Origin of the sequence: Paenarthrobacter sp. YIM B13468 (assembly GCF_042788025.1) — a bacterium.
GTDB classification, from domain to species: Bacteria; Actinomycetota; Actinomycetes; order Actinomycetales; family Micrococcaceae; genus Arthrobacter; species Arthrobacter aromaticivorans.
The window spans coordinates 22,708-48,661 of sequence record NZ_JBHZPI010000014.1 but is presented as its reverse complement, the minus strand read 5'-3'; the positions used below and the strand labels follow the sequence as shown (position 1 = coordinate 48,661).

At 63.8% G+C, this 25,954-nt stretch carries 24 protein-coding genes and 1 riboswitch; of the genes, 13 read left to right on the top strand and 11 right to left on the bottom strand.

The window, feature by feature from the left end:
- Positions 1-10 precede the first annotated feature (10 nt).
- Together ACFX4T_RS14320 and ACFX4T_RS14315 are read right to left on the bottom strand one after the other, a co-directional pair.
- Positions 11-496 carry a hypothetical protein gene (locus ACFX4T_RS14320; protein WP_223947235.1) on the bottom strand — a complete coding sequence of 162 codons (486 nt, stop codon included), beginning with the start codon at positions 494-496 and terminating at the stop codon, positions 11-13.
- A gap of 51 nt (positions 497-547) precedes the next feature.
- Positions 548-1,759: a WXG100 family type VII secretion target gene (locus ACFX4T_RS14315; RefSeq protein ID WP_223947234.1), complete on the bottom strand. Its 1,212-nt coding sequence runs from the start codon at positions 1,757-1,759 to the stop codon at positions 548-550.
- Positions 1,760-2,048: 289 nt separating this feature from the next.
- On the opposite strand from ACFX4T_RS14315, the gene ACFX4T_RS14310 reads away from it, so the two are divergent.
- The 3 genes from ACFX4T_RS14310 (at position 2,049) to ACFX4T_RS14300 (ending at position 4,358) form a co-directional block, all read left to right on the top strand.
- On the top strand, positions 2,049-2,744 hold the full coding sequence (locus ACFX4T_RS14310; protein WP_377652451.1) for a hypothetical protein: 696 nt from the start codon (positions 2,049-2,051) through the stop codon (positions 2,742-2,744).
- 181 nt (positions 2,745-2,925) lie between these two features.
- Positions 2,926-3,474: an RNA polymerase sigma factor gene (locus ACFX4T_RS14305; protein WP_223947232.1), complete on the top strand. Its 549-nt coding sequence runs from the start codon at positions 2,926-2,928 to the stop codon at positions 3,472-3,474.
- The gene (locus ACFX4T_RS14300; protein WP_223947231.1) at positions 3,471-4,358 is read left to right on the top strand and encodes a hypothetical protein; all 888 of its coding nucleotides are present in this window, start codon (positions 3,471-3,473) and stop codon (positions 4,356-4,358) included. Before ACFX4T_RS14305 ends, ACFX4T_RS14300 begins: the two co-directional genes overlap by 4 nt.
- Before the next feature lie 121 nt (positions 4,359-4,479).
- Here the strand turns inward: ACFX4T_RS14300 and ald are convergent, their stop codons facing one another.
- Positions 4,480-5,598 (bottom strand): alanine dehydrogenase, encoded by a 1,119-nt coding sequence (gene ald, locus ACFX4T_RS14295; protein WP_216926266.1) that lies wholly within the window; start codon positions 5,596-5,598, stop codon positions 4,480-4,482.
- Between the two features lie 208 nt (positions 5,599-5,806).
- Here ald and ACFX4T_RS14290 point away from each other — a divergent pair, with 208 nt between their 5' ends.
- Positions 5,807-7,021 (top strand): PucR family transcriptional regulator, encoded by a 1,215-nt coding sequence (locus ACFX4T_RS14290; protein ID WP_377652450.1) that lies wholly within the window; start codon positions 5,807-5,809, stop codon positions 7,019-7,021.
- 233 nt (positions 7,022-7,254) lie between these two features.
- Here the strand turns inward: ACFX4T_RS14290 and ACFX4T_RS14285 are convergent, their stop codons facing one another.
- Together ACFX4T_RS14285 and ACFX4T_RS14280 are read right to left on the bottom strand one after the other, a co-directional pair.
- Entirely contained in the window at positions 7,255-8,682 is a 1,428-nt protein-coding gene (locus tag ACFX4T_RS14285; RefSeq protein ID WP_377652449.1) for a hypothetical protein, read from the bottom strand.
- A gap of 2 nt (positions 8,683-8,684) precedes the next feature.
- A riboswitch (cyclic di-AMP (ydaO/yuaA leader) is annotated at positions 8,685-8,835 on the bottom strand.
- Positions 8,836-8,964: 129 nt separating this feature from the next.
- Positions 8,965-9,198, bottom strand: coding sequence for a hypothetical protein (locus tag ACFX4T_RS14280; protein WP_377652448.1), 234 nt, complete (start codon positions 9,196-9,198; stop codon positions 8,965-8,967).
- Between the two features lie 47 nt (positions 9,199-9,245).
- On the opposite strand from ACFX4T_RS14280, the gene ACFX4T_RS14275 reads away from it, so the two are divergent.
- Complete coding sequence (locus tag ACFX4T_RS14275) at positions 9,246-10,313, top strand: ATP-dependent DNA ligase (RefSeq protein ID WP_377652447.1); 1,068 nt, start codon at positions 9,246-9,248, stop codon at positions 10,311-10,313.
- Positions 10,314-10,401: 88 nt separating this feature from the next.
- Here ACFX4T_RS14275 and ACFX4T_RS14270 read toward each other — a convergent pair whose 3' ends face one another.
- The 5 genes from ACFX4T_RS14270 to ACFX4T_RS14250 form a co-directional block, all read right to left on the bottom strand.
- Positions 10,402-10,656 (bottom strand): DUF6480 family protein, encoded by a 255-nt coding sequence (locus tag ACFX4T_RS14270; RefSeq protein ID WP_377652446.1) that lies wholly within the window; start codon positions 10,654-10,656, stop codon positions 10,402-10,404.
- Positions 10,657-10,768: 112 nt separating this feature from the next.
- Positions 10,769-11,575, bottom strand: a complete 807-nt coding sequence (locus tag ACFX4T_RS14265; RefSeq protein WP_377652445.1) for an alpha/beta fold hydrolase — start codon at positions 11,573-11,575, stop codon at positions 10,769-10,771.
- A complete protein-coding gene (locus ACFX4T_RS14260; protein WP_377652444.1) occupies positions 11,572-12,216 on the bottom strand; it encodes a maleylpyruvate isomerase family mycothiol-dependent enzyme in 645 nt (214 codons plus the stop codon). The genes ACFX4T_RS14265 and ACFX4T_RS14260 overlap by 4 nt, the downstream gene beginning before the upstream one ends.
- Positions 12,217-12,271: 55 nt before the next feature.
- Entirely contained in the window at positions 12,272-12,523 is a 252-nt protein-coding gene (locus ACFX4T_RS14255) for a hypothetical protein (protein WP_223947223.1), read from the bottom strand.
- Positions 12,524-12,603: 80 nt separating this feature from the next.
- Entirely contained in the window at positions 12,604-13,035 is a 432-nt protein-coding gene (locus ACFX4T_RS14250; RefSeq protein WP_216926274.1) for a helix-turn-helix domain-containing protein, read from the bottom strand.
- Between the two features lie 305 nt (positions 13,036-13,340).
- On the opposite strand from ACFX4T_RS14250, the gene ACFX4T_RS14245 reads away from it, so the two are divergent.
- From ACFX4T_RS14245 to ACFX4T_RS14210, 8 genes are all read left to right on the top strand, one after another.
- Positions 13,341-14,411 carry a LacI family DNA-binding transcriptional regulator gene (locus ACFX4T_RS14245; protein ID WP_216926275.1) on the top strand — a complete coding sequence of 357 codons (1,071 nt, stop codon included), beginning with the start codon at positions 13,341-13,343 and terminating at the stop codon, positions 14,409-14,411.
- A gap of 80 nt (positions 14,412-14,491) precedes the next feature.
- On the top strand, positions 14,492-16,168 hold the full coding sequence (locus ACFX4T_RS14240) for an ABC transporter substrate-binding protein (RefSeq protein ID WP_216926276.1): 1,677 nt from the start codon (positions 14,492-14,494) through the stop codon (positions 16,166-16,168).
- A 94-nt stretch (positions 16,169-16,262) separates the two neighbouring features.
- Entirely contained in the window at positions 16,263-17,240 is a 978-nt protein-coding gene (locus ACFX4T_RS14235; RefSeq protein ID WP_056080554.1) for an ABC transporter permease, read from the top strand.
- A gap of 10 nt (positions 17,241-17,250) precedes the next feature.
- Positions 17,251-18,186 carry an ABC transporter permease gene (locus ACFX4T_RS14230; RefSeq protein WP_377652443.1) on the top strand — a complete coding sequence of 312 codons (936 nt, stop codon included), beginning with the start codon at positions 17,251-17,253 and terminating at the stop codon, positions 18,184-18,186.
- Entirely contained in the window at positions 18,183-19,136 is a 954-nt protein-coding gene (locus ACFX4T_RS14225) for an ABC transporter ATP-binding protein (RefSeq protein ID WP_377652442.1), read from the top strand. The genes ACFX4T_RS14230 and ACFX4T_RS14225 overlap by 4 nt, the downstream gene beginning before the upstream one ends.
- The gene (locus tag ACFX4T_RS14220) at positions 19,133-20,230 is read left to right on the top strand and encodes an ABC transporter ATP-binding protein (RefSeq protein WP_216926279.1); all 1,098 of its coding nucleotides are present in this window, start codon (positions 19,133-19,135) and stop codon (positions 20,228-20,230) included. The genes ACFX4T_RS14225 and ACFX4T_RS14220 overlap by 4 nt, the downstream gene beginning before the upstream one ends.
- Positions 20,227-21,780, top strand: coding sequence for a glycoside hydrolase family 32 protein (locus tag ACFX4T_RS14215; RefSeq protein WP_377652441.1), 1,554 nt, complete (start codon positions 20,227-20,229; stop codon positions 21,778-21,780). Before ACFX4T_RS14220 ends, ACFX4T_RS14215 begins: the two co-directional genes overlap by 4 nt.
- Positions 21,781-21,897: 117 nt before the next feature.
- Complete coding sequence (locus ACFX4T_RS14210; protein ID WP_377652440.1) at positions 21,898-25,560, top strand: GH32 C-terminal domain-containing protein; 3,663 nt, start codon at positions 21,898-21,900, stop codon at positions 25,558-25,560.
- A 114-nt stretch (positions 25,561-25,674) separates the two neighbouring features.
- Here ACFX4T_RS14210 and ACFX4T_RS14205 read toward each other — a convergent pair whose 3' ends face one another.
- Positions 25,675-25,953, bottom strand: coding sequence for an HPr family phosphocarrier protein (locus ACFX4T_RS14205; RefSeq protein WP_216926282.1), 279 nt, complete (start codon positions 25,951-25,953; stop codon positions 25,675-25,677).
- Between the last annotated feature and the right edge of the window lies 1 nt (position 25,954).

Here is a 25,954-nt window from a genome sequence, read left to right as displayed (position 1 = left end):
CCGGACCTGCTCAGGCAGGCCCGGCAGTCACGTCCGCACTCGCCACCAAGGAATAGATTGCTTTCAGGTCCTGGTCTCCCTCAAGCGGCTGGCAGCTACCGGTCAACTGCACGACGTCGGCGGCTACTTCGTGGTGGAACACCGTCACCGCCGTGAATTGTGCCAGGGAGCCGGCTTGCGGGTGCGTATAACGGGCCTCCCGGACATGCCATGGGCGGCCATTGATGGCCACCGGCTCGGTCCCCAGAAGTACGGCGTCAGGCAAGTCAGCCAGGAAGGCGTCCACGGAAGCAGCGATGTCCTGCAGTTGGTAGCCAGGCAGGCGGCGGGATACGGAAATCACCACATTCGGCGTGTAGCCGCCCTCGGAGGCGGGTCCCATCAGCGCACCCACGGCGTCGGGGACCACCTGCTCCGTCCAACCTGCCGGCGGGTTGACGCGGATAGTGGGGTAGGCGGGGAATGCCTTTGACGGGAAAACTTGCTGTGCGGTCATCGTGAGAGCCCTTCCGGCGCTGTTTTAGGGAAGTTCAGGGAACGGGAATGCTTATTTGTTGAGAAAATCGACAAAGCCGGTGACGGAATCCACAAATGCGGACGGACTGAGCGTGACCTGCACGCCAGCGCCAAGTCCCAACTCCGCCGTGATCTTGGCACCAACGCCCAAGGTGAGTCCGTCCTCGTCCAGGGAAGCGTTGAAGAAGTGTCCCTCGCCCGCACCGGCGGCAACTGTTTCCGACGTCGCGAGTTTTTGGCCGAGGACTTCCACGTACTGGGATGCGGTCAGTTCGGCGCCGACACCTGCACTGGCGCCTGCACCCGTCACATCACCGGTTTTGTTGACGTTGATTTCGCTTTCTCCAGCGCTTGCCCAGGCGCCGCCACGGATTTCCGTGCCCTGCCCGAATCCGAACAGGCCGCCGGCGATTTCTGTCTCGTTGCCGACGGTCATTTTCTGGCCCGCAAAAGCTTCGCCGCCGGGGGAGAAGAGGAACGGGCTTTGTCCGGTGATGTGGGCGCTTGCTTCCGCACCAGTCATGACCCTGGTAGTGACGGTGTTGTTGATCCAGCCATCGAAGAAGTCGCTCTTCGCAGTGGTGATGTTCTCCACGCCCACGAACGCTTCACCGTTTGCTTCAAGGTGTGCCGGGCCGAAGCCAATGGGAATTTTTCCGTCAAACTTGCCGTCGGCGCGCCACCCGGCGAACGTCTCGTTGGTTACGGTGGTTTTGGCAGGTCCCCGTTCCCCCTCGGCGGTGAACGTTACTCGAGCGCCGGATGAGACCTTCCCCGAGGCGTCAATGCTGATTCCATCAGGACCAACCGATACGTGGGCCTCTGACGTGCCCTCAGTGCCGACGGTTCCGCTGCCCTGGACAGTGATGGGCCCATAGGTCCGGGGGCTCATGGTGAAACCGGGCAGGCCAGACGGGTCCTTGCCCTCTGAAGCACCTGAAATACCTGAACCACCCCCGCCCCCGGGGAGACCAAGGGACGCCTGTTCCTGCTGCTCCGCGTTGAGGCGAAGGGTGCGCGCGTTGGTCTTCAAGCACAGTGCTGCTGCTGCGAGCCTTCCATGGAGGTCGCTGTTCCATTGGCTACGGAATTGCTCGGCATCGTTTCCCCGCCAGTAATGGCCGTTCTGGATCATCGTGCTGAGCTGCCGCTGAAGATTGCTGATCTTCTCTGCTTCGGAATCCATGACGGCCGATAGTCGCCGCAGGTCTTCGACGTCGGCGCCAACCAGTCCCTGTCCCATAACGCTCCCCCTGTACGCCGTGGCGTGTCGATCGCCGACGGGCATGAAGTGCTGCGCCGGGCATCCCATGAGCATAATCGCCTGCCCGATGAAGCTGCCATGGGGAGAACTATCGGATGTGGAAAACCAGCACCTCCATTGCGGCGCCGAAAAAATTCTTGAGGAAGGCGTAACCTCAACCGCTTCCGGAACGATGTAGAGGGTGTGCGGGCCACGTCCGCACGATGATCATCCGGCAGCGACCCAAACGCTGCCGGGGCAATCCCCACATCGTTTGTCGGAGGCTTTTATGTCCTTGTTCACTGTCCTTGCCACTAGCAAAGTCGCCGCCGGCGTCCTGGCTGCCGGAGCTGTAGCTGCTGGCGGAACCGGTGTCGCTGCCTTCAATGGCGCGCTTCCCACCGAAATCCAGCAGAGCGCCCACGACCTCGTCGGTGCTCCTGCGCCCCTCGCCACGAAGGCAGCAGACGCAGCCGAAGCCGGGCAGACCAAGGCGACTGACGCCGTCGAGACCGCACAGGCCAAGGCAACTGACGCTGCCAAGGCTGGCGAAGACAAGGCAACGGACGCTGTTGACGCTGCGAAGTCCAAGGCCGAAGACGCCGTCGCTGCAACGCCTGAAGCTTTCGGTCTCTGCACTGCCTTCATCAATGGCGGACTCAAGGCTGACACCAAGGTCCCCGGTTTCAAGTCCCTGGTTGTGGCCGCAGGCGGCGAAGCCAACGTTGAATCGCACTGCCAGGCCGTAGTCGACGCCGGCAAGGCTGCCGGTCTCAAGGCTGACGGTTCCGCTGACGCTGACGCTTCCGTTGCAGCCAAGGTGCCGGCCGTTCCTGCTGTCCCGGCCGTACCGGGAACGGACGGTGCCCCTGCTGTCCCCGCTGTCCCGGCTGTCCCTGCAGCACCGACCGCCCCCGCGCTGCCGACGCAGGTGCCCACCGATGTTCCTGCCGCTCCCGGTGCAGGCCTCGATTCGGTCCGCTAAGCACTCAGCGGTTACGGTTTAAGGGTGGGGCTCCTTCGTTTAGTACGGGGAGCCCCACCACTTTACGGACGGTGGCGTACGTAACAGACGGCAGTGGCAACGGATGTCCTGAGCCCGGGAAACAACCGGGGAGGGTGCTCCAGAGAGGCCGCTGCGCTGCGCGGGATGGAGGCATCCACGGGTGCTAAACCCATTAGCTGATGAATATGTGCAGACGGACGATGACGATCCCGCTCTGCTCTTCACTGATGCCTACAACCAGTTCTCTGGACCCGTCTTCGGCTACCTCCGCGCCCGCGGCGTGGATGATCCCGAAGCCGTGACGCAGGACGTCTTCCTTGCCCTGTATCCGAAGCTGGCGAACCTGCAGGGCGGTCTCCAGGGCGCCAGGACCCTGCTTTTCTCGATCGCCCACGCGCGCATGGTGGACCATTATCGCAAGCGTGAACGGACCCCGGATTCAGCTCCGTATGAGGCTGAGCTGGATGCGCGGAGGGCGCCCTCGGCGGAGGAGCAGGCCTTTGGCCGCGGCAGCCTGGGTGTCACGGAACTTCTGGAGGACCTCGCTGCAGATCATCGCGAAGTCCTGGCATTGAGGGTGGTGGCTGACCTCTCCGTGGAAGAAACGGCGGCCATCATGGGCAAGTCCCAAGGGGCAATAAAACAACTGCAGCGCAGGGCATTGAGTGCACTAAGGAAAAGTGCACTACGAAGGAATGGCACACCATGAGTGAAGACAGCACCCCGGCCGGACGGCGGACGGCTCGCACCGAGGGTTATACGGGCGAGCAGGCAATTGACCGCCTGTTGGCCGATTCCGGACTCGACGATGCCCGCGACATCCGTGCCGAACTTCTTGAACTGCGCTCCCTCGCCAGCACCGCTCCGCCGCCCTCTGCGGCCGTCCGTGCGCTGATGATCACTGACCTGGCTGCCGGCAGCAGAAGCACGACGGCGGAGCTCGCCTCCACCGTGGCAGGTGCACCGACGGCGGTACTTACCTCGGTCCAAGGATCCACTGACCTGACCTCTAGTGACGAACTCGCGGCCCGCCGTCGTCGTAAGCGCCGCACCGCGATCGCCGGGCTCGCTGTGGCAGTGTCATTGGCAGGCGGTGCTACAGCCGCGGCCGCCTCCGAGGGTGGCATCCCTGGCGCTTTCCAACATCTGGGCTCGACAATCGGTTCAGTAGTTTCGCAGCTCACGCCGGGATCAGGCAATGGATCGCGGCAGAATCCTGGTTCCCCCTCCGATCAGGAGCGAGGCCGCACTGTGACTCCGGCCACCCCATACCCGTCCGGCCGCAATCCTGCCGGCAGTGGCACTTCGGGAAATGGCGCCTACCCAAGCCAGGAGCCACAAGGCGGCACCAATGGCGCGTCCGGACACTCCAATTCGCCCAAGGCTCCCAACGGGGGAACGCCCGAAACACCCAAGATCCCCGGGAATGGCCAGCCCGGAAACATCAGCATCCCGACTCCCGCAGCACCCATCACGCCGCCGGGCATCGAGGCGCCTAATTTAACCCCGCCGACCCTTCGGCAATCGGATATCCCCGTGCCGGTACCCACCCACGTTGTCCCTGAGGAACCAGTTACCCCCGGCAACGGCTAGGCACGGGTCTGCCCGCCCCAGCACGGGTTTGCCGCCCCAACACGTGCAAAGCCCGCTATCCCGTTGCTGGGCAGCAACGGGATAGCGGGCCAGCGACTTGTCACCGCCGCAAGGGCAAAGCCTACGCGGTAACCACGCTGTGCCAGTCGGCGACGAGGGGCAGGTTGTGCGCCTCCGACACCGAGTGGTGTGCCACGTGGCCTGCAGCGATATTGAGGCCTGCGGCGAGGGCGGGGTCGCGGTCGAATGCGGCCTTGACGCCCAGGTTGGCCAGTGCCACGGCGTAGCGCAGGGTGACGTTGGTCAGTGCGTACGTGGACGTGTTCGGAACAGCGCCAGGCATGTTGGCAACGCAGTAGAAGATCGAGTTGTGGACCTTGTACGTCGGTTCCTGGTGGGTGGTGGGGTGTGTGTCCTCGAAGCAGCCACCCTGGTCCACGGCGATGTCCACCAGAACCGAACCCGGCTTCATTCGGGACACGAGTTCGTTGGTGACCAGCTTGGGAGCCTTGGCGCCCGGGATCAGGACGGAGCCGATCACGAGATCTGCGTCGACAACTGACTTCTCGATCTCGTAGGCGTTGGATGCCACGGTCTTCAAGCGGCCCTGGTAAAGAGCGTCGAGTTCCCGCAGGCGGTTGATGTTGATGTCCATGATGGTGACATCAGCACCGAGGCCCAGCGCCATGGCGGCAGCGTTGGTTCCGGCAACACCGGCACCGAGGACAACAACTTTGGCGGGACGGACACCCGGCACACCGCCGAGGAGGATGCCCTTGCCGCCAGCCGGAGCCATCAGCGAGGAAGCGCCGACCACCACGGACAGGCGGCCCGCGACCTCGGACATCGGGGCGAGCAGCGGGAGGGTGCGTCCTTCCTGGACCGTCTCGTAGGCGATGGCCGTGACGCCGGAGTTGATGAGCTCGGCGGTGAGTTCGGGCTCTGCGGCGAGGTGCAGGTATGTGAAGAGGATGAGGCCCTTGCGGAAGCGGTGGTACTCGGCCTTGATGGGTTCCTTGACCTTCATGACCATGTCGGCCCGGCCCCAGACGTCGTCCGCGTCGGCAACGATTTCGGCGCCCGCGATCGAGTATTCCTCGTCCGTGATTCCCGAGCCCAGGCCCGCGCCCCGCTCAACCAGAACGGTGTGTCCGTGAGTGCGGAACTCGTGGACACCTGCGGCCGTGATGGCTACGCGGAACTCGTTGTTCTTGATTTCTTTGGGGACGCCGATGATCATTTGCTGGCTCCATCGTTAGCGGCTTTTCGGCCGGATATTTGCTGCGGGCTGTGATTCCAGAATAAATCCGGCTGTGAGGCAGGCGACATGGACCTCCCAGCTCGGCGCAAGTGAAAACCCCGTAAATTCAAGGAACAGCTCAAATCAAGCTCGACATTTGTCGAGAGCTGGAGCGTCAGGTGTCGCCTTGTGTTGGTACGCTTTCTGGATGCAGCAGGACGTCGAGGAGATCGTTGAACGAGTGGCGCTCAAGCTTGGCAGGGGGTTGTCCCTGGAGGACCTCGACGGCGTCCTCCTCGCCTACAGTTCCAACCAATCCCACGCCGACCGCGTCCGCGTGAACTTCCTGTTGAGCAAACGGGTGCCGAGCGATGTCAGTGCTTGGCAGCTCTCCCACGGCATCGCGACGGCGGTGCGCCCGGTTGTTGTTCCGGCGAACGACGAGCTAGGCATGCTCGGGCGCGTTTGCGTCCCACTGTTGGTGCGCGGTTTTCGGGTTGGCTACTTATGGGTGCAGCAGGACCTTGAGGAGCAAACCGCGACGGCGATACTCGCCGAATTGCCCGGCGTGCGTGACGAACTGGACCTGTTGGCTGGTTTGCTGCTCGATTCCAACACGGCCGAGTCAGAGTTTCGCAGGAGGCGGGAGCAGGAGTTTCTGGCGGCCTGCACTGGCGAGTCGAACGCAGTGGCAGCGGTGGCCGGTTGGAAGGAGATCCAAGGCCGCGGTCCGTGGCAACTGGTGACCATCCTGGACGCGGACGGCGGCGGAACCGACGTCGACCCCATCGCCGCGACGCTAACGCACCGAACAGCAGCGCTGCAGTCCACCATTGGTGTCAACGCCGCGCTGTTCAGCGCCGGGACGGAGACGCATTCCGTTGTCCTGTTCCGCGAATCCGGTGGCAGGGCGGATCACGCCCAGGTCCTGGTGCACTATCAATTGGAGCTCGCAAAGCGTGCGGGCCGCAAAGTGGACCGGGTGATCCTGGGCATCAGTGAGCCGTTCCAGGTTATCCGGCAACTGGCAGGCGCCTACAGGCAATCGAAAGTGGCAGCACAGGCCGCCGCCGTGGATCCGCCCCTCGGGGAACTGGTGGAGAGTCGGGCGGTGGGCGTTTATCAACTCTTTGATCGTCTTCAGGCGCCGGGCGGCTGGGATGATACGGGCTCCGTTCATTTCAGGACTTTGGAGGACCAGGATAAGAACGGCGAACTCCTGCCCGTGTTGGAACTGCTCTATGACAACGACAGCTCAGTGCAGGACGTTGCCGCGAAACTTCATCTGCACAGGAGCAGCATCTACAACCGCCTCGGCCGCATCCGCCAGCTCATCGGAGCTGATCCGTTGAGCGGTGGGATCAGGCTCGAGTTGCACGCCGCACTGAAGGCCCAGAGGTGGGCCTCGCGGCCCCGGATCTAGGCCCCGGATCAGGTGCGGAAGGGAGCACAAGGGGCAGACACCCTGGTAGGTGCCTGCCCCATCTTGTTGCTGCTATTCCTATCGCGTGATTCCTGGTGCCGTGAGTCCTTAGGCTCGGCGCAACCGCTGGCAGCTCCAGCGGCCCATCCGACTGCGGAACGTGGCAGTGCGGCTGCTGCTGCAGTACCGGCCGTGCCATCCGACGTGCGCGCTGGTCCTGGGAAGCCGCGTGCTCATTTCAAGATCCCTGTGGCGCCGTCAAGTACGGAGTCCAGGTCCAAGGGTGAATCAGTGGACGGTGTGGTGGTGCTGGGGCTGCCGGTCGGCTTTGGCTTTGGCGCCGGAGTCTGTGTTGGAGTGGGCGCCGGCGTCCCCGTTGGAGTCGGGGTGGTCGTGGCCGGTGGGGTGGTAACCGTGTCCGACGGGACCGGGCTTGGGGCCGGCTGGGTTGGGACAGGAGTGGTCACGCCCGGCACAGGAACCACAGCCGACGGGACTGCCGAAGGAACCCAAACAGGATCCGCAAGTGAAACCTGCGGAGTCGGAAGGGACGACGGCGACTGAGCGGGTGCCTCTTCTGACGACTGCGTTGCAACAGTTGCCGGCAGTCCGGCCTCGCTGGTGGCCGACGAAGCGGACGCGGCGGAGGTGGACGAGCTGGGTGCAGGGGCGGCCGAAGTTGACTGCCTGCTGTCGCCACCCGTCTTTGCGTCACTGGCTTCCTTCGTCGGCGTTTCCTGCCCGAAGAAGGGGAGCTCGAAGGCCTGGCTCATGGTGCCAACAGTCAATACCAAGCCCAAGGCTCCAGCCACAACTGCCATGCGCTGGCCCATCGTTTTGACCGAGGCCGCCTTGGTGAGCACGGAGTGTGGTTCGTGGCTGAAGGACGACCCACCCCGTGATGACCCGCCCACGGATGAAGCTCCGAAGGTAGGGGCGCCTGCTGGAGTTTCGGCAGCGGGTGCCAGTTTATGGGCCGTACCGCTCTCGGTTTCCTGGGCGCGAAGGGCTTTCCGGCTTGCGAGACCAGCAGCGGCGGTCGCGGCCGCGGCGAGCTGGGCAGGGCTCTTTGCCTGAACGATCGGGATCGCAGCGGTGGCGGGTTCCGGTTCCGGCGCGGCGGGGGTGGATGCAGCGGCAGGGCTCTTTGACTGAACGACCGGGATGGCAGCGGTGGCGGGTTCCGGTTCCGGCGCGGCGGGGGTGGGTGCAGCAGCGGGCGTGGCCGCCTGAACGATCGGGATCGCAGCGGTGGCCGGCTCGGGATTCGCAGGCGGTTCGGACGCGACCGGTTCGGGCGCCTGAACAGTTGGAATCGCAGCAGTTGCCTGCTCCAGGGGAGCAGAACCCGCCGGAGCAGAATCCGCCGGAGCAGAGTCCACCGGTGCTGTTTCTGTTGGAGCAGTTTCAGCGGGAGCTGTCTCAGTTGAAATAACTGCCTGGGCTGCCCGTGCACGCTCTGCCGCGCGAGCGGCCGCGCGCGTGGTGGGTGCCACAGGGGTGGGAGTGGAAGCAGTGGCGGGTTCCGGCGTCGTGCCTTCTAAACCTTCTGCTGGCGCGCTGGTGGAGGATCCGCTGGGTTGGGCCCGACGGCGTCCGGTTGGCTGGGTACGCTCGCGCGCTATTTGGGCGCGGCGCGGCTGATCCATGGTTGGGGACATGGTGGTTGCCTCTCAACGCCTGCGAGGTTAGCTGTCGGGTTCGGACGAGGCCGTCCGGCCGCACATGGCGGCTTCACCCCAAGGGCCTATGGAAAATCAGGCCCGGGAACTCTGGGTCCCCCGTCTCTGCCGCGAGTCTGGCGGATCCCGGTTTGCGGCAGAGCTCGGCGTCAACCCGGAAGCGGCCCAGCGGAGATACGGGTCGCTCTTAGACCGTACATGAGCGCCATACTAAAGTCACATTAATGTAACGGGCGGGACGCCTTCCAGCGTGAAGGTCCGTTAGGACTTAGGCTCCGGGGCCGGAGCCGGGGCTGGCAGCTCGTGCTGGATCCTTTGGACCTGGTGTGCGTAATGGGTCTCGGGTCGGAAAATTTCGTCCGCCACACCCAGCACCCCGCCCGTGGCGCCGCGCCGTACTTTCCCCTTGCTGTTCTGGCGGGAGACCCAGAACCATAGGGCCGCAACGAGGGCAGGTGCTGCCAGCACTGCCACTAGAACGGCCAAGATATCCATGGCCCAAGACTAGCTTCAGCCGCGGGCGGCAGGTAGAACATAGTCGTATGGACCTCCCAGTGATGCCGCCCATTTCGCCCATGCTTGCCAAGTCCGTTCCTTCGATCCCTGATGTGGGCCATTTTGAGCCAAAGTGGGACGGGTTCAGGACGATCGTTTTCAAAGACGGGGATGAGATCATCCTGGGCAGCCGCAACGAACGTCCCATGACACGGTATTTCCCTGAGCTGGTGGAAGCCCTCCAGAAGAATCTTCCGGACAAATGCGTGATCGACGGCGAAATCGTCCTCATAGCTGGGAACAGGCTCGACTTCGAAGGCCTTCAGCAGCGCATCCACCCCGCAGATAGCCGTGTACGGATGCTTGCCGGGAGCACCCCGTCCTCCTTCATCGGATTCGACATCCTCGCGCTGGGAGACGAGAACCTCATGGGCAAGCCGTTTTCCGAGCGTCGGGCCGCCTTGGAGAAGGCGCTGGCCAAAGCTGAGGCGCCTGTGTACGTAACGCCGGCGGTGACGGAACTCGACCAAGCACAGGAGTGGTTCGTGCAGCTGGAAGGTGCTGGGCTCGACGGCATACTTTCCAAACCGCTCGAGGGGACGTACCAGCCGAATAAGCGTGTCATGTTCAAAACCAAGCATGAACGCACCGCGGACTGCGTGGTGGCTGGATTCCGCTGGCATAAAACGGGAAAGGTTGTGGGGTCGATGCTGCTTGGGCTGTATAACGACGCCGGTCAGCTGCAGCACGTGGGGGTGGTGGCCTCATTCCCCATGGCCAAGCGCGAAAGCCTGGTGGCCGAACTTGAGCCATACCAGACGGAGTTCAGCGAACATCCTTGGGGGCAATGGGCCGATCAAGGAGATGCCGCAGCTACAGGTTCCCGAATGCCGAGCGCGCAGAGCAGGTGGAGCGCCGGCAAGGACTTCACCTTTGTTCCCCTTCGGCCTGAGCTCGTCATCGAGGTTGCCTATGACTACATGGAAGGCGACCGGTTCCGGCACACCACCCAATTTCGTCGATGGCGTCCGGACCGGACTCCGGAGAGCTGCACCTACTCGCAACTGGAGGAGCCAGCTGACTACGACCTCGGGGAGATTCTAAGGCTGCCATAGCCCGGGGCGTCCGTCAGTTGCCGGTTATCACGTTGTTGAGCCGCTACCCCGTTGTTGAGCAACGACGGGATAGCGGCTTGGCGACGAGCTATTCTTCGTGCCCTTGGTCGCTGCTCATGCTGCCCTCGGCCGGCGGGGTTTCGCCCGGGGGAACTCCACCGCCGGGCTCAAGTCCTGTGACGTTGCCATCCAACGGATCGGGATTGGCGGAGGCAGCGGGGTCGTCGTCTTCGTCCTGGTGCATATCCGGATCGGTGTGCACATCGCCTGTCGTGTCGGCTGGCTCGGCGGCGTCGGAACCTCCGAAGGTCCGGGGATCGTCCTCAGGGTCATAGCTGGTCATGGTCACCCTTCCTAAGCAAACTTACTATTGTGCCTGCCCGGCCAGCCTAGTCTCCGGATCGCAAACCCAACAAGGGGCATCCCAAGCTGGCGCCGCCGTCGTACGAATACGCCTAGTTGGAGCGGGACGTTGCCGAAACGAAGCTCATGATGGCATCCGCCACGGCCTTCGGCCGCATGTGCTGGGCGACGTGCCCTACTCCGGGGATTTCAACGAGGCGCCCCTGGAGTACCGCCCGGGAGAGCCTAAGCGACCACTCCGGCCCTGCCACATGATCGCGGCTGCCGCGGAGCACCAGCACGGGAATCCGGACTTTGGCCAGCTGCTTCTCCGTTGGGTAGCTCATCATCACGGGCAGCTCCGTCATGTACCAGCGCGGACCGCATTGAAGGTAGTCCGTGATCACGACCCAGTTGGACGATGGGCTTTCGCGGAGTACTCCGTCCAGGAACAGTGCGAGCGACTGCTGTGCCACGTTCTTGTGTCGTGAGTCCACCACGGGACCCATAAGGACAAGGTGCAAGGCGCGTTCGGGCGTGTGGAGGGCCGCTTCAATGGCGAACTGCACGCCCATCGAGTGGCCTACCAGGATGTACGACTCGATGCCGCAGGCCTTCAGCGCCTCAGCAATGAATGCACCGTAGTCTTCCACGGACAGTTGCCGCCCGGGCTTGGGAGTACCCGCAAAGCCTGGGAGGTCCAGCGAGTAGGTGGGCGCGCCCGCTGCCAGGACGCCGTGAAGGCGCGCAAGGTAGCGATGCGAGACGCCGATTCCGTGGATAAGGATGAAGGCCGGCTGGTCGCTCCCGTGCGTCCCTGGAGGCGGCGTTCCTTCCGTCCAGAGAATCCGACCCCCTAGGCCGCAAGCCTCGACGTCGGCACACAGTAGCGTGGTCCGCGTCCCTCGGCGCCCCGTCAAGGCCGGGCCTGTTCCAGGAACACCGGAGCTCCGGGACCGGTTAGCTCGTCCTCAGACACTAGCCGTCCTGAAACAGCGAGAAGCAGGGAAATGGCTGGTCCTTGAACCTCCGGGCCGTCGCCGTGCTGGAAATCGGTGTCCGTGGCAACCAGTCGCCAGCCTGCGGCTATCTCCTTGCCGCCGCCCATCCTTGTTGTTGTCTTGACCTGGTAACCAAGAGCCAACGCGACCTGCTCGGCCGGGTAGTTGCGTGTCATGCCCAGGGGGCGCCGGATGTCTTCGCCATGGACGAATGCTTCCACCAATCGGGTGGCAATCCCCGCCGGCGGCCCCGATGTCCGAGACACTACAGCACGTAGCGCGGTCAGCGTGCGGCCGGGATCCTTGGCCTTTTCCCGTTCCACGCCCACGGCGTTGTCGCGGTCGAAGTCGAAGCGGGCTTCAATCATTCGCCTGATGAAGCCCAAGCGGGTGGTCTTTGCGCTGTCCACAACGTGCGCCAGGACGTCATGGATGTCCCAGCCCGGGCAGAGTGAAGGCGTCTCCCAGAGTGGCTCGGGAAGGGGTTCCAGATCGTGGATCAGTGCACGACGCTCATCGTGCACAACGGGCCAAATGACGGAGCGGGGACTCGAAGCCATACCGCTATTGAAACAGCCCTGGTTCGGATTTGGGGCTGTTCGACCCGCCCGCGGGCTAATCCCGGGTGGCGTCGTCCGATTCGGCGGGGTCGCTTGTGGGACGTGAAACGTCAGGGGTGCCTGTAGCATCGGCCGCTTCCCGGCGTCGGGCGATTTTGGATTCTGTCCACATGGCGACCGCGACGAAGACGACGCACGCAAACATGAAGGTGGCTACGAAGTTCAATCCCATGGCCGATCCCAAGGGTGCGGCAAGGGCCATTGCGGCCACCCCGGCCACGATATGCCACCCTTTGAAATTGCCCACCAAACAAGCGTAACCCCGGGCTAATCAGGTGCTGGCCCGTTGGCTGGGATCGTTGCTTGATCCTTATCACTCCGACGCTTTTAGCCGCCGGGTGCGTCATTTCCGGGGCCATCCCGGCTGTCATCTTCGATGGTGGCTTCGGCCTGCTTGCGCTTCTGGGTTTCCAGCCACGCGATGATCGCAGCCTGACGGATCCGCCGATGCGTGCCGCGGTATTCCACGGGGATCTCTCCGCGGTCGGTCATATTGCGCAGGTAGGTGTGGGAAATGCCTGCGAGCTCCGCGGCCTGGGACGTCGTGAGCATTTCCTCCACGCTGCTGACCGTGACGGTTTCGCCCCGGCTCAGCCGAGCAAGAAGATCGACGACGGCGTCCCTCGCCTGATCGGGGAGGCGGTGGACCGTGCCATCAACGAACACGGTGATGTCGTCGCTGTCTTGGAGGGAGCGTGCGAGATTCCGGGCGTCGTCGGCGGGGAGGCCAGCTGTAACGCGGGGAGCTATCAATGCCATGGCAGAAGCCTAGCGCGGTGCTGGCTGGTGGCTGCGCCGGGCAGGGCTGGTGGCTGCGCTGGACTGGGCTGGTGGCTGCGCCGGCCGAGGGAGATTGCCCGATTCGATGCTTCGCTGCGTGCAAGACGGGAGGAGCCGTCTTGTGCACAGCGCGTCGTCGAGTCGGGCGGGGGTGGGTCAAAAGAAGACGTTGACAGGAAACAGGTAACGCGCGTAACCTGAATCACACGTTCCAAGTAACGCGCGTTACCAAATTCCGTTCTAACAATAAGCATCACCAACCCGAACCAACACCGGAGCATTCAATGGCGAAAAGCACCACCCCCAACAAAGCCGCGGCTGTGCGGCAGCGGGGAGTCACCATGAATGACGTCGCCAAGCACGCCGGCGTCTCCCGGACCGCAGTCTCGTTCGTGCTGAGCAACCGCGAAAACGCCAGCATCTCCGAGGAAACCCGGACCCGTATCAACGACGCCGTGCAGGCACTGGGCTACCGCCCGAACGCCGGAGCACGTGCGCTGGCATCCCAGCGCAGTGATTGGTACGGGCTTGTCACCGAGATCGTGACGGCACCGTTCGCCGTCGACATCATCAAAGGTGCCCAGGACCAAGCCTGGCTTGATCGTCGGTTCCTGCTCATCGCGCCCTCCGACCAGGCCGATGCCGTAGGACCCAACAAAGGCTTGGAAGATGCCGCCATTGAAAAGCTGCTGGAACAACGCGTGGAAGGACTGCTCTACGCAGCCACCTTTCACCGGGGCGTGCACGTTCCGCAGAGTGCCAACGAAGTACCAACCGTCTTGATCAACTGCTTCGACGCGGACGGAAAGCTGCCCTCGATCGTCCCTGACGAGCGTGCGGGTGGCAGGGTCGCCGTCGAGCGCTTGCTTCAAGCCGGCCACACCCGGATCGGAATCATCAACCTTGACCCGGTCATTCCCGCAGCAGTCGGGCGATTGGAGGGTGCCCGCGAAGCACTGGCCGTCGCAGGACTTGAGCTGGATCCGGAACTGGTGGTGTCCGGATACGCAACGGCCGACGGCGGCTACGAAGCCGCATGCCGGATTCTGGACCGCTATCCCCAACAGGACAGGCCAACCGCGCTGTTCTGCCTCAACGACCGCATGGCGATGGGCGCCTACGACGCCATCAAAGAACGGGGCCTGACCATCCCCGGAGACATCGCAGTGATCGGCTTCGATAACCAGGAGCTGATTGCGGCCTACCTGAGGCCAAAGCTGACCACCGTTGCGTTGCCGTTCCAAAAAATGGGAGCCCTGGGAGTCCAGACGCTCGCCGCTCTTACAGCAGGACAGCCGATCATTGCCGACCAGCAATTGGTCGACTGTCCGCTGCTAGAACGCTCTTCGGTCTGACCGCGAAATCAACCTCGAAGAGCAAACCCCTTACCCACCCCTTCACCTTGGACGATGAAGATAGGAAAGAGATAACCATCATGACACAACCCCGATTCCTGAGGTCTGCCCGCATCACGGCGGCCGGACTGGCGGTGGGCGCTATGCTGCTGACCGGCTGTGCCGCCACCGTCAACAAGACCGCCGGCACGGACGCCGCAGCAAACGCGAGCGCGTTCCTCACCATCCCGCGTGAGGACATGGGCACGTTCGTGCAGAACTTCAACCCGTTCGCACCCACCGTCAACCCGATGGTCCAGCAGTCCATCTACGAGTCCTTGCTGATCTTCAACCCGGCAAAGGGAGACACGGTGCCGTGGCTCGCAACTGAGTGGAAGGCGGCCGACGACGGCAAATCGATCACCTTCACGTTGCGGGACGGCGTGAAGTGGTCCGACGGCCAGCCCTTCGTCGCTGACGACGTGGCTTACACGTTTGAGCTGCAGAAGAAGATCAAGGGCGGCTACGAGTACCTGGACAGCGTAACGGCTGATGGCACTAACAAGGTCACGTTCAACTTCAATAAGCCGTGGTCGCCGGCGCTTTACGACGTCGGTCAGCTCAGCATCCTGCCCAAGCACATCTGGTCCGCGCTGGCCGACCCGGAGAAGGATGCCAACGCCAAGCCTGTGGGCACCGGCCCCTACACGGAAGTGGACAGCTTCCAGGCCCAGTCCTTCGTACTGAAGAAGAACCCCAATTACTGGCAGCCGGAAAAGCAGAAGATCGCCGGCATCAAGATGCTCGCCTTCGCAGGGAACGACGGCGCCAACCTCGCCGCTGCGAACGGGGACGTCGACTGGGCCCCGCAATACATCCCGAACATCGAAAAGACGTTCGTCTCCAAGGACAAGGAGCACCGCCAGTACTGGTTCCCGGCCACGGGCGCCATGATCAACTGGCAGCTCAACACCACCAAGGCTCCCTTCAACGACGTTGATGTTCGCAAGGCACTGAGCATGGCTGTTGACCGTGACCAAGTCACCAAGATCGGCATGAGCGGCTACGCCAAGCCCGCGGACTGCACTGGCCTTTCCGGGAACTACGAGAAGTGGAAGAACTCCGAGGTCAAGGACAACTGCACCTGGACCAAGCTGGATGTGCAGAAGGCCAACGAGCTGCTGGACAAGGCTGGCTACGCCAAGGGTGCTGATGGCAAGCGCAAACTGAAGGATGGCTCGCCGTTCGAGTTCAAGATCTCCGTGGGCGCTTCGTCTTCTGACTGGCTTTCAGTAGCCAACGTGATTTCGCAGAACCTCGCCGAGGTTGGCGTCACGGCAAAGGTTGACTCCCCGGACTGGGCAGCCGTGGTTGCGGGTTACGAGACGGGCGACTTCGATTCCGGCATCGTATGGAGCGCCAACGACCCCAGCCCTTACAAGTACTTCAACACCTCCATGGGCACGGCAACCGTGAAGCCGGTGGGAACCAAGACGTTCGACAACTACCACCGCTTCGGTGACACCAAGGCTGATGCCCTGCTGGCCGACTTCGCAGCAGAGGCCGACGAGTCCAAGCAGAAGGACATCGCCAACAAGCTCCAGGAAGAGTACAACGACGTCGCACCGCTGGTGCCGCTGTTCTCCGGCCCGGAGTGGGGTGCCTTCAATGACACCCGCTTCACCGGCTGGCCCACCGAAGGCAACCCGTACGCAACCCTCTCGGTACGGTCTCCCACCACAGTCCTGGTGCTGACCACGCTGGAACCGCGTAAGTAATCCTTCACACTGCACGCCCGGCGGCGAGCCGCCACCTGATAGCCCCCGCCGGGCGTGCCCCAAACTTTCCGCAATTCCCGAATGGAGGGAAACCGTGCGCTTTATCCTGCGCCGCCTGGGTTTCTACCTGATCGCCTTCTGGGCATCCATCACCCTGAATTTCCTGCTCCCGCGCTTCATGCCCGGCGACCCCGTCTCCCGCATGTTTGCCCGCTCCCAGGACAGAATGCAGCCCGAACAGATCGAGGCCCTGCGCAAGCTTCTTGGCGTGGACGATCGGCCCATTTGGGAGCAATACGTCGACTACATGCACAACATCTTCACCGGCCAGATGGGCGTCTCCATCTCCCGTTTTCCAACACCGGTCACGGAGGTTATCTCTGCCCAGATCGGGTGGACCCTCCTGCTGGGCGGAACCGCACTGGTGATCGCCGCCGTCGTGGGTAACCTGCTGGGCATCCTGGCCGCTTGGCGGCGGGGTGGCGCGATCGACTCGGCACTGCCGCCGGTGCTCGTTTTCATCGGCTCGTTTCCCTACTTCTGGCTCGCGATGGGTGCCCTGTACCTGTTCGGTGTGGTGCTGGGTTGGTTCCCGATCCGCCACGCGTTCACGGATGGTTTGGAACCCGGGTTTACGTGGGAGTTCATCGGCGACGTCGGTGCGCACCTCGTGCTGCCGGCGCTGACGATCGTGCTCGTTTCCATTGGTGGCTGGATGTTGGGCATGCGCAACACCATGATCGCCACGAACTCCGAGGACTACATCACCATGGCCGAGGCCAAGGGTCTTAGGCCGGGCCGCATCATGCTCCGTTATGCAGCCCGAAATGCGATGCTGCCGTCCGTCACGAGCTTCGGCATGGGACTAGGTTTCGTGGTGGGAGGTGCGCTGCTCACCGAGGTGGTGTTCGCATATCCCGGCGTGGGCTACCAACTCCTCAACGCCGTCCAAGGCCTGGACTACCCCCTCATGCAGGGCCTCTTCCTGACCATCACCGCCGCCGTGCTGCTGGCGAACTTCCTGGTGGACATCCTCTACGTCCGCCTCGATCCGCGCGTGCGCAGCAACTAGAGGACTGATCATGACAACCGCACTTCTGAAGCAGCCAACTCCAAGCCAGGCTGTCCGCAAGCCCAACCGCAGCTTCGTCCACGGGCTCCTCACCAATAAAAAGGCCATGCTGGGCATGACCGTGATGCTCGTATTCATCGCACTAGCGTTGCTGGCACCCGTGCTCTTCCCTGGCGATCCGTCGCGGATCACCGGGATGGCCTCGCTGGAACCCTCCCCCGAGCACTGGCTGGGCACCACCGCCAAGGGACAGGACGTGCTCGCACTGACCGTCCACGGCTCACGAAGTTCACTGTTCGTCGGGCTCACCGTAGGCTTCGCGTCCACGTTCGTCGGCATCCTGGTGGGCCTTGCTTCTGCCTACTTCGGCAAGTTCATCGACGAAGCACTCTCTTTGGTGACCAACGTCTTCCTGCTCCTTCCCGGCCTGCCGTTGCTGGTCATCCTGGCCGCATTCCTGCCACCGGGCCTTGGCACAGTGATCCTGGTCCTCGTGGTCACAGGATGGGCCGGTTCGGCACGTGTGCTGCGCTCGCAGGCATTGTCCATCCGTTCCAAGGACTTCGTGGCCGCAGCCGTGGTGTCCGGTGAACGGGCGGGCCGGATCATGTTCCGCGAGATCCTGCCGAACATGGCCTCGATCGTCATGGGTACGCTGCTGGCTTGCGTCATTTACGGCATCGGTGCGCAGGCTGGTCTCGAGTTCCTGGGCCTGGGCGATGTCAGCACGGTCTCGTGGGGCAACAACCTCTTCTGGGCCGGAAATGAAGGCGCCCTGCTGACCGGTAGCTGGTGGGTCTTTGTTCCCTCCGGCGTTTGCATCGCCTTGGTCGCCTTCGCCCTGGCACTTATCAACTACGCCGTGGACGAGGTTACCAATCCGCGGCTGCGGAAGATCAAGACACCCAAGACCCCTGCAACCACAGAAAGGAGCGCCGCCAAGTGACTGTCTCCCAAGTCTCCTTCGGCTCCCATGAGCCCGTCCTGGACGTCAAGGACCTCACCGTGAAGTACGTGGGCGATACCCGCTCAACCACCGCCGTCGATCGCGTTTCCTTCAGCATCGGCACCGGTGAGGTGTTCGGGCTGGCCGGTGAATCGGGTTGTGGGAAATCGACCATTGCCAACTCGATCATGCGGCTCCTGAAGGACCCGGCCAAGATCGCCGGGGGCAGCATCTCCTTTGGCGGCAAGGACGTCCTGGCCATGAGCCCGGAGGAACTGCGGCGATTCCGGTGGCAGGACGTAGCCATGGTGTTCCAGTCTGCCATGAATTCGCTCAACCCGGTGCTCACCATCGGCGAACAGATCGTGGACATCTTCACCACGCACGCCGGTTACTCTCGCAAGGAATCCCTCCGCCGGGCGGGCGATCTGCTGGAGCTCGTCAGGATCGACCCCGCGCGCCTGAAGTCCTACCCTCACCAGCTCTCAGGTGGCATGAGGCAACGGGCAGTGATTGCCATGGCCGTTGCCCTCAAGCCGTCGCTGCTGATCCTGGACGAACCAACTACCGCACTGGATGTGGTGGTGCAGCAGGAAATTATGGCCCAAATCAAGGAACTCCAGCGCGAACTCGGGTTCTCCGTCCTCTTCATTACCCACGACATGTCCCTCATGGTGGAGCTCTCGCACCGCATGGCCGTCATGTACGGCGGCCGGATTGTGGAGACGGCCAAGGCCCAGGACGTCTACGCCAACCCGCGCCACCCCTATACACAGGCGCTCATGGGTGCGTTCCCGCCGCTCACCGGTCCTCGCGTTCCGCTCACGGGACTGCCCGACGGCGTGAAGTTCCGGAACATCCCCGATCTCACCGAGGTGGCACCAGGCCATCTGGTGGCCCCCTTTGGTGCCGACGCTGAAGCACTTGTTCTGGAAGGAGCAGCACGATGAGCCACTCTGCACTGTCCCCCACACGGCCGGACGTTTCCACCCAGACACCCGCTCTCGAAGTCCGCGGCCTGGGCAAATCGTTCCCCATCGGCGGCCTGTTCTCCCGGCAATCCGTCCGGGCCCTGCACGGCGTGGACCTCACCATTGGCCGCGGCGAAATCGTGGCACTCGTGGGGGAGTCCGGTTCCGGCAAGAGCACCCTGGCCCGCTGTGTTGCCCGGCTCGAAAAGCCGAGCTCCGGCGCGATCCTGGTTGACGGCGTCGACGTCCTCAAGCGCGACCGATTCCAAGCGTCCCGTGCCTTCCGGTCACAGCTGCAGATGGTCTTCCAGGATCCGTTCGGTTCGCTCAATCCGGCCCACAGGATTGAACACTTCCTGCGGAGATCGCTGGCCATCCATGGGAAGGGCGGCTCGGAGTCCGAAACCCAGCGCCGTCTTGAGGAACTCATGACCACCGTTGGCCTGCAGGCCGACATGCTCAACTCCTACCCGCACGAACTCTCCGGCGGTCAGCGCCAACGCGTAGCGATCGCCCGGGCGCTCGCCGTGGAGCCGCAGGTCATCCTTGCCGACGAACCGACGTCCATGCTGGACGTGTCAGTGCGGATCGGCGTTTTGAACCTGATGCGGAAACTCCGCGACGAGCAAGGCATTTCCATGCTCTACATCACCCACGACCTCGCCTCGGCACGCTACTTGGCCGACCGGACCGCGGTGATGTTTGCCGGCGAACTCGTGGAAGAGGGGGAGTCCCTGGACTTGCTGGCCAACCCGGCCCACCCCTACACACAACTGTTGGTGTCAGCCGTTCCGGACCCGGCGCGCGCAGGTTCCTACGATCCTGTCCGCCGCGCTGAGCTGCGGCAGGCCGTCATGGCTTCCACGGGCTGCGCTTTCGACGGCGATCCCCACCAGGCCTGCTCCGCCTCCGAGCCTGTACGCCATCAGGTGGGCGATGCCGCAAACCGCCACTGGGTGCGCTGCCACCTCTACCGGCCGCGGGCTGGAGCGGGCGGACACGCGCTGGCAACCGAACCCGTGGCGACTGAACCTCTGGCGACTGCACATACAGACAAGAAGGCTTCCGCATGACTGAACTGACCCACCCGCTCGCCACCGTTCCGCGTGACGAGCTGGTTGCCCGCGCTGAAGCCGATCCTCTCCGGCCGCGATTCCACTTTGTTTCCCCGGCTGGCTGGCTCAACGATCCCAATGGCGTCAGCCAGTGGAACGGCGTCTACCACCTCTTCTACCAGTACAACCCGGAGGGCGCGTTCCACCACCGTATCCAGTGGGGCCACGCCACGAGCACCGACCTCATCACCTGGACGGACCAGCCAATTGCCCTGGAGCCGTCGGCGGGTCCGGATGCGGACGGGTGCTGGTCCGGTGTGTTGGTGAACGACGGCGGTACGCCCACCTTGGTGTACTCGGGACGACTCGACGAGCGTGAGCTGCCCTGCGTTGCCGTAGGATCTGCTGACCTCATGACCTGGACCAAAGTGTCCGAAAACCCGGTGATCGCGGCCCCTCCCGCCGGCGTCGACATCACCGCATACCGGGACCACTGCGTGTGGCGGGAGGGCACGGTGTGGCGGCAGTTGGTTGGTTCGGGCATTCGGGGGCGCGGTGGGACGGCGTTCCTGTACGAGTCCGCGGACCTGCGGACCTGGACGTACATCGGCCCCCTCTTCATCGGCGACGCTTCGCAGGGCGACCCTGCAGATACCGACTGGACCGGGACCATGTGGGAATGCGTGGACCTGTTCAGGGCGGGGGAGGGTGCTTTGGGTGCTGCCTCGCTCGGTTCTGTTCAGCCGGACGAGGATCCTGATGTGCTGGTTTTCTCTGCCTGGGACGACGGCGATACCCGCCACCCGTTGTATTGGACCGGACGCTACTCCGGGGACGCGTTCGAGCCCGCTGCCCTGCACCGGCTCGACTATGGTGGGCGGTTCTTCTACGCTCCGCAGTCGTTCGAGGATGAATCGGGCCGGCGCATCATGTTCGGTTGGATGCAGGAAGGCCGCAGTGATGCCGCCATGGTGGAGGCAGGATGGTCTGGCGTCATGAGCCTGCCACGGGTCACCACCTTGGCCGATGACGGAACCCTGGACTTTGCGCCGGTTCCTGAGGTTGAGAAGCTCCGGCGGAACCACGTGAGCGTACCGGGCAAGAGGCTCGTCGGGGGCGGTACGCCTGTGGAGACCGGTGTGTCCGGGAACCAGCTGGACCTTGAGTTGGACGTTCAGCTGACACCGGGTTCTGTGCTGCAACTGGGCGTCCTCGGATCAGGGGACGGTGCTGAGGAGACGGTTATCGAACTCTGCTGCTCTCGCGAAGGCGAAAACGGCACCGTCCGACTCGACCGCACACGGAGCAGCCTTGATCCTGGCGTGGATGTGGAGGACAAGTCCGGCCCCGTCCCGATGCCTGACGGACGTGTGCGCCTGCGCGTCCTGGTGGACCGGTCCGCCGTCGAGATTTTCGCGAATGGAAAGCCGCTCACCGCCCGGGTTTACCCAACCCTGGGCGGCGAGCGCGTGACCCTGACTGTGGAAGAGGGTACCGTCACCTTGGCGAGCTTCGATGCTTGGACCATGGCCGACTCCTGGGGAGGTCCGCGTCCCCTCTTCCCCTAGCACCACCCGCCCAAACCATCCTTCTCTCACATCCCGAGCGCTTTTCGCCGATCTTCTCTCACATCAAAGGAGGTTTTGGCGAACGCTCTCTCACCCCTGAGATCAAAGGCGATCTGAATGCATAAGAGAATAGTTGCCGGCCTCACGGCCGCGGTCCTTGGTGTTGGCTTGGCGGGGACGGGGGTCACTGCTCCGGCGGTGGCCCTCGACCCCGCGCCTGTCACCCTCAACAGCACCACGAGCCCCATTCCGGATGTCGTCGGAGTCAGCGGTTCGTGGACCCGGACAGCGCACGGCGGGTACACCGCCGTCGCGCCTTCCGGCCAGAATGCGGCGGCCACCAGCGAACAAGTGGTTGCAGGAACCGCCCGGTACACCGCCTCGGTGACGGTCGACGCCGGGAGTCCCTACGGTGTGGGGGCGCTCCTCTTCCGTGCAACTCCCGACGCCGGGGCGGGTTACGCCGCGACGATCGACCCCAACCTGGACCGGGTGAGGTTGTTCGACCTCGCGACCGGAGACGATGTTGTAAGCCCCGTGCCCGTGCCACTGAATTCGGGGCAGGCCTACACCGTGGATGTCCATGTGGATGGACCTCGGATCTACGTTGCCGTGGATGGCATCAAGAGGATCGACGCCACGGACTACCGTTACGAGTCGGGGAGGGTGGGCCTGCACGCGTTCAACGGGACCGTGGCTTTCGGAACTCCCGGTGTGCGGACCATAGATACCAACCTGAGCGGATGGGCTGTCACCGCCAACGGCTGGCAGGCCTCGGCCACCGGTTTCCGCGGTGATGCGCCGTCGAACAGCAACATCCGGGCCATCGCGACAGGACAGTCACCCACTGACGTCGACTTCTCCGCCGACATTCAGGTCGGCTCGCAATACGGCGTGGGCACATTGTTGTTCCGCACCAACGCCGCGGGCACAGCGGGTTACGCCGCGGAGGTGGACCCGAACGCCGGACGTTTGCGCCTTTACCGGGTCTCGGACAATGCCACACTGGGGACCTTCACCACTGCCATAACCCTCAACCAGGTCTATCGCCTGCGGGTCACGGCACTGGGCAACCAGTTGGCCGTCTACTGGCAGACCGACTTCCTGGACCCGAACGGCGCCACACCCGCTATCACCGCCACGGATTCCGCCCAGGCGTCGGGTCACGTCGGGCTGGGTTCCTTCAACGGCACCGCTGTGTTCCAGAGCATGACCCTTCGAGGACTTGAGACTTCGTTGCAGGGTTGGCGTCCGGCCGCCGGCTCCTGGGAGCCCGATGCCAAGGGGCTCCGAGCGGACGCAGCGGGTGCCACCGCGGCGCGGTTCATCCCGGCGGTGGCTTCCGACGTCGTTGCCTCCTTGGACCTGACCGTCACCTCGCCGGCCACCGCCTCAGTCGTGGTCCGCAGCGCTACCGACGGCACCGGCGGCCTGGAACTGAGGATCGACCCCGGGGCGGGCACGGCGACACTGTACAACCGGGCCACCTCGGCGTTGCTGCACTCCGGATCGTTACCCCCAACCAGCTTCAAAGCCGGCCAACTCAACCGCGTCCAGCTCACTGTCCAGGGCAGCGAAGCGTCCGTTTTGATTAATGGCACGCCTGTGCTAAATGGGGCGGTTCCGACCTTATCCGGGCAAGGTTTCGCCCTGCTGACCACCGGAACGGCCCGGTTCCAGAACGTCCGTGCAGACGATGTGGATCAGTACATGAACGGCCTCTACCAGCCCGGCTACCACTACAGCCAGAACTCGGGTACCAGTTCTGATCCCAACGGACTGGTCTATTTCGACGGTGAGTACCACCTCTTCCATCAGGACCGCGGGCGCTGGGCACACGCCGTCAGTGCAGACCTGATGCACTGGAAGCAACTGCCCATCGCCCTCCCGCACATGGCAGCGGGGGAGTCTTGGTCCGGCTCGGCGGTGGTGGACGCCTCCGACTCCAGTGGCCTCTTCGACGGCGGGTCCGGGCTTATCGCCTACTACACCAGCTTCAACCATGATGCTTGGAACGGAAACCAGTCCATCCGCGCCGCCTACAGCAAGGATAAGGGGCGAACCTGGCAGACACTCCAGGCCGATCCTGTGGTAGAAAACCCGGGAGGTCCCGACGGTGGGTGGGACTTCCGCGACCCCAAGGTCACGTGGGACGCGGCTTCCAGTAAATGGGTCATGGTGGTGGCCGCTGGGGACCACATCCGCTTCTACTCCTCCACAGATCTCATCCACTGGACCTTCTCCAGCACCTTCGGCTACGGCGACTGGGTACGTGGTGGCGTCTGGGAATGCCCGGACTTCTTCGAGATGCCTGTGGAGGGACAGCCGGGCGTGAAGCGGTGGGTCCTGTGGTGGAGTACTGGGGCGGTCCGGGCCACGAACGGTTCGGCAGCCCAATATGTGACGGGCACATGGAACGGCGCAGCGTTTACCCCGGACACCGCCGCTTCGCAGGTCCTTCAAGCCGATCGCGGCCGGGACTACTACGCAGCCATGAGCTTCTTCGGCGCGCCCGAGGGCAGGCGCATCATGATCGGTTGGATGAGCAACTGGGACTACGCGTTCAGCCCGCCCACAGGCCGCTGGAATGGCCAATTGTCCATCCCCCGCGAGCTCAAACTCGCTGACGTTCCCGGCGCCGGGCTCCGGCTGACGCAGACTCCCGTTGTGGAGGAAGAGTCCCTGCGGACGTCAATCTGGCAGGCCTCTGATGTGACCATCACGCCAACGTCAGCCAACGCGCTCGCCGGTGCGGCGGGCAGATCTTTCGAGCTTGAGGCGGAGGTAGGGATTCCTTCTTCCGGAGGGGCAACCTCCTTCTCGTTCGGGCTGAGGAGGGGCAACGGAACCTCGGGCGCCCAGGAGACAACGGTGAAGTACGACGCCGGTGCTGCCGCACTCACCGTGGACCGCGGCACTGCCGGGCGGGAGGACTTCACGCGGTACTTCGCGGGTTCGACGGCCGACAATTCCTCGGCCCCCTGGAGCTCCACGGTGGTGGGATCCGAGCGCCGCGTGAAACTTCGAATCCTGGTGGACGCGTCCTCCGTGGAAGTCTTCGGTGGGGATGGCACCGCGGCCATCACGTCGCTGATCTTCCCTGACCCTTCCTCCGCAGGCTTGTCCTTCACAGCCACCGGAGGGAATGCGCGGCTGGTGTCCGTCAAAGTACACCAACTCAGCGACACGGCCCGCCTGACTGCCGCCCCGCCGTCGAACATTTTGCCTGCTGCGGGTGGGACGGCCCGGCATAACCTCGGCGCCTATTCAGTGGTCCCCGGCGGAAAATGGGAGAGCACAGGCGCGGGCTTGGCAGGTACGTTCGACAAGGATTCGACGGCCATGAGCGCAGCCGCGTTCGCCAACGTGAGAGTGCAGGCAACAGTGCGGTTCGGCGGCGAACCGTTCAACGGCGAGCTCCTCAACCGGGACCTGGCTCCGGAGAAAGGGTACGGCGGTGCAGGCTCGGTGTTGCTGAGATCCTCCGCCGACGGATCTAGCGCCTATTACGTGAACCTGGACCCCAACCTGCGCGAGGTACGTGTGTTCAAGCTGGTCGACGGCGTATTCACCGTCATTGCGAGCACGCCCGCAGCCTTGGGCCATGGAGTGAGCTATGGCCTGGACATGTTTGCTGTCGGCAACAGGATCACGGTCTCCGTGGACGGCGCGCAGGTAATCGACGTGACGGACTCCGCGTTGGCTTCAGGCAAGGTTGGCGTCAACGTGTTTGATGGACGGGCCGCGTATCAGGATGTGGTGGTGACAGCGCTCCCTTAGGCCCGGCATTCAAGCTGGTGAGCCCGATTCGATGACTCCCTGCAGGCCAGACGACTCCTACCGTCTAGTGCGCAGCGGACCATCGAATCGGGCAGCCAAGCCCACAGGCCAAAGCTACACCGCGTCCAAATCCGTCTCCAGCAACGCCACCAGTGCGTCCAAGGCAGCGTCGGCCCCGTCGCCCTCCGCCCGCAGCACCACGACGTCGCCCTTGGCGGCACCGAGCGTCATGAGCGAGAGGATGCTGGCGGCGTCGAGGGCTTCATCGGCGGGTTCGCCTTGCATGGCAATGGTGACCTCCACCGGCTGCTCACCTGCGGCTTCGGCGAACAGTGCGGCGGGCCGGGCGTGCAGGCCGGAGCGGCTGGCGATGGTGGCTGTGCGTTCAGGCATG

Coding starts and splice junctions, on each gene's coding strand:
- ACFX4T_RS14310 (WP_377652451.1), top strand. CDS start 2,049: ATGTCCTTGTTCACTGTCCTTGCCACTAGCAAAGTCGCCGCCGGCGTC.
- ACFX4T_RS14280 (WP_377652448.1), bottom strand. CDS start 9,198: ATGGATATCTTGGCCGTTCTAGTGGCAGTGCTGGCAGCACCTGCCCTC.
- ACFX4T_RS14320 (WP_223947235.1), bottom strand. CDS start 496: ATGACCGCACAGCAAGTTTTCCCGTCAAAGGCATTCCCCGCCTACCCC.
- ald (WP_216926266.1), bottom strand. CDS start 5,598: ATGATCATCGGCGTCCCCAAAGAAATCAAGAACAACGAGTTCCGCGTA.
- ACFX4T_RS14250 (WP_216926274.1), bottom strand. CDS start 13,035: ATGGCATTGATAGCTCCCCGCGTTACAGCTGGCCTCCCCGCCGACGAC.
- ACFX4T_RS14290 (WP_377652450.1), top strand. CDS start 5,807: ATGCAGCAGGACGTCGAGGAGATCGTTGAACGAGTGGCGCTCAAGCTT.
- ACFX4T_RS14215 (WP_377652441.1), top strand. CDS start 20,227: ATGACTGAACTGACCCACCCGCTCGCCACCGTTCCGCGTGACGAGCTG.
- ACFX4T_RS14275 (WP_377652447.1), top strand. CDS start 9,246: ATGGACCTCCCAGTGATGCCGCCCATTTCGCCCATGCTTGCCAAGTCC.
- ACFX4T_RS14240 (WP_216926276.1), top strand. CDS start 14,492: ATGACACAACCCCGATTCCTGAGGTCTGCCCGCATCACGGCGGCCGGA.
- ACFX4T_RS14315 (WP_223947234.1), bottom strand. CDS start 1,759: ATGGGACAGGGACTGGTTGGCGCCGACGTCGAAGACCTGCGGCGACTA.
- ACFX4T_RS14260 (WP_377652444.1), bottom strand. CDS start 12,216: ATGGCTTCGAGTCCCCGCTCCGTCATTTGGCCCGTTGTGCACGATGAG.
- ACFX4T_RS14230 (WP_377652443.1), top strand. CDS start 17,251: ATGACAACCGCACTTCTGAAGCAGCCAACTCCAAGCCAGGCTGTCCGC.
- ACFX4T_RS14205 (WP_216926282.1), bottom strand. CDS start 25,953: ATGCCTGAACGCACAGCCACCATCGCCAGCCGCTCCGGCCTGCACGCC.
- ACFX4T_RS14220 (WP_216926279.1), top strand. CDS start 19,133: ATGAGCCACTCTGCACTGTCCCCCACACGGCCGGACGTTTCCACCCAG.
- ACFX4T_RS14285 (WP_377652449.1), bottom strand. CDS start 8,682: ATGTCCCCAACCATGGATCAGCCGCGCCGCGCCCAAATAGCGCGCGAG.
- ACFX4T_RS14210 (WP_377652440.1), top strand. CDS start 21,898: ATGCATAAGAGAATAGTTGCCGGCCTCACGGCCGCGGTCCTTGGTGTT.
- ACFX4T_RS14270 (WP_377652446.1), bottom strand. CDS start 10,656: ATGACCAGCTATGACCCTGAGGACGATCCCCGGACCTTCGGAGGTTCC.
- ACFX4T_RS14245 (WP_216926275.1), top strand. CDS start 13,341: ATGGCGAAAAGCACCACCCCCAACAAAGCCGCGGCTGTGCGGCAGCGG.
- ACFX4T_RS14300 (WP_223947231.1), top strand. CDS start 3,471: ATGAGTGAAGACAGCACCCCGGCCGGACGGCGGACGGCTCGCACCGAG.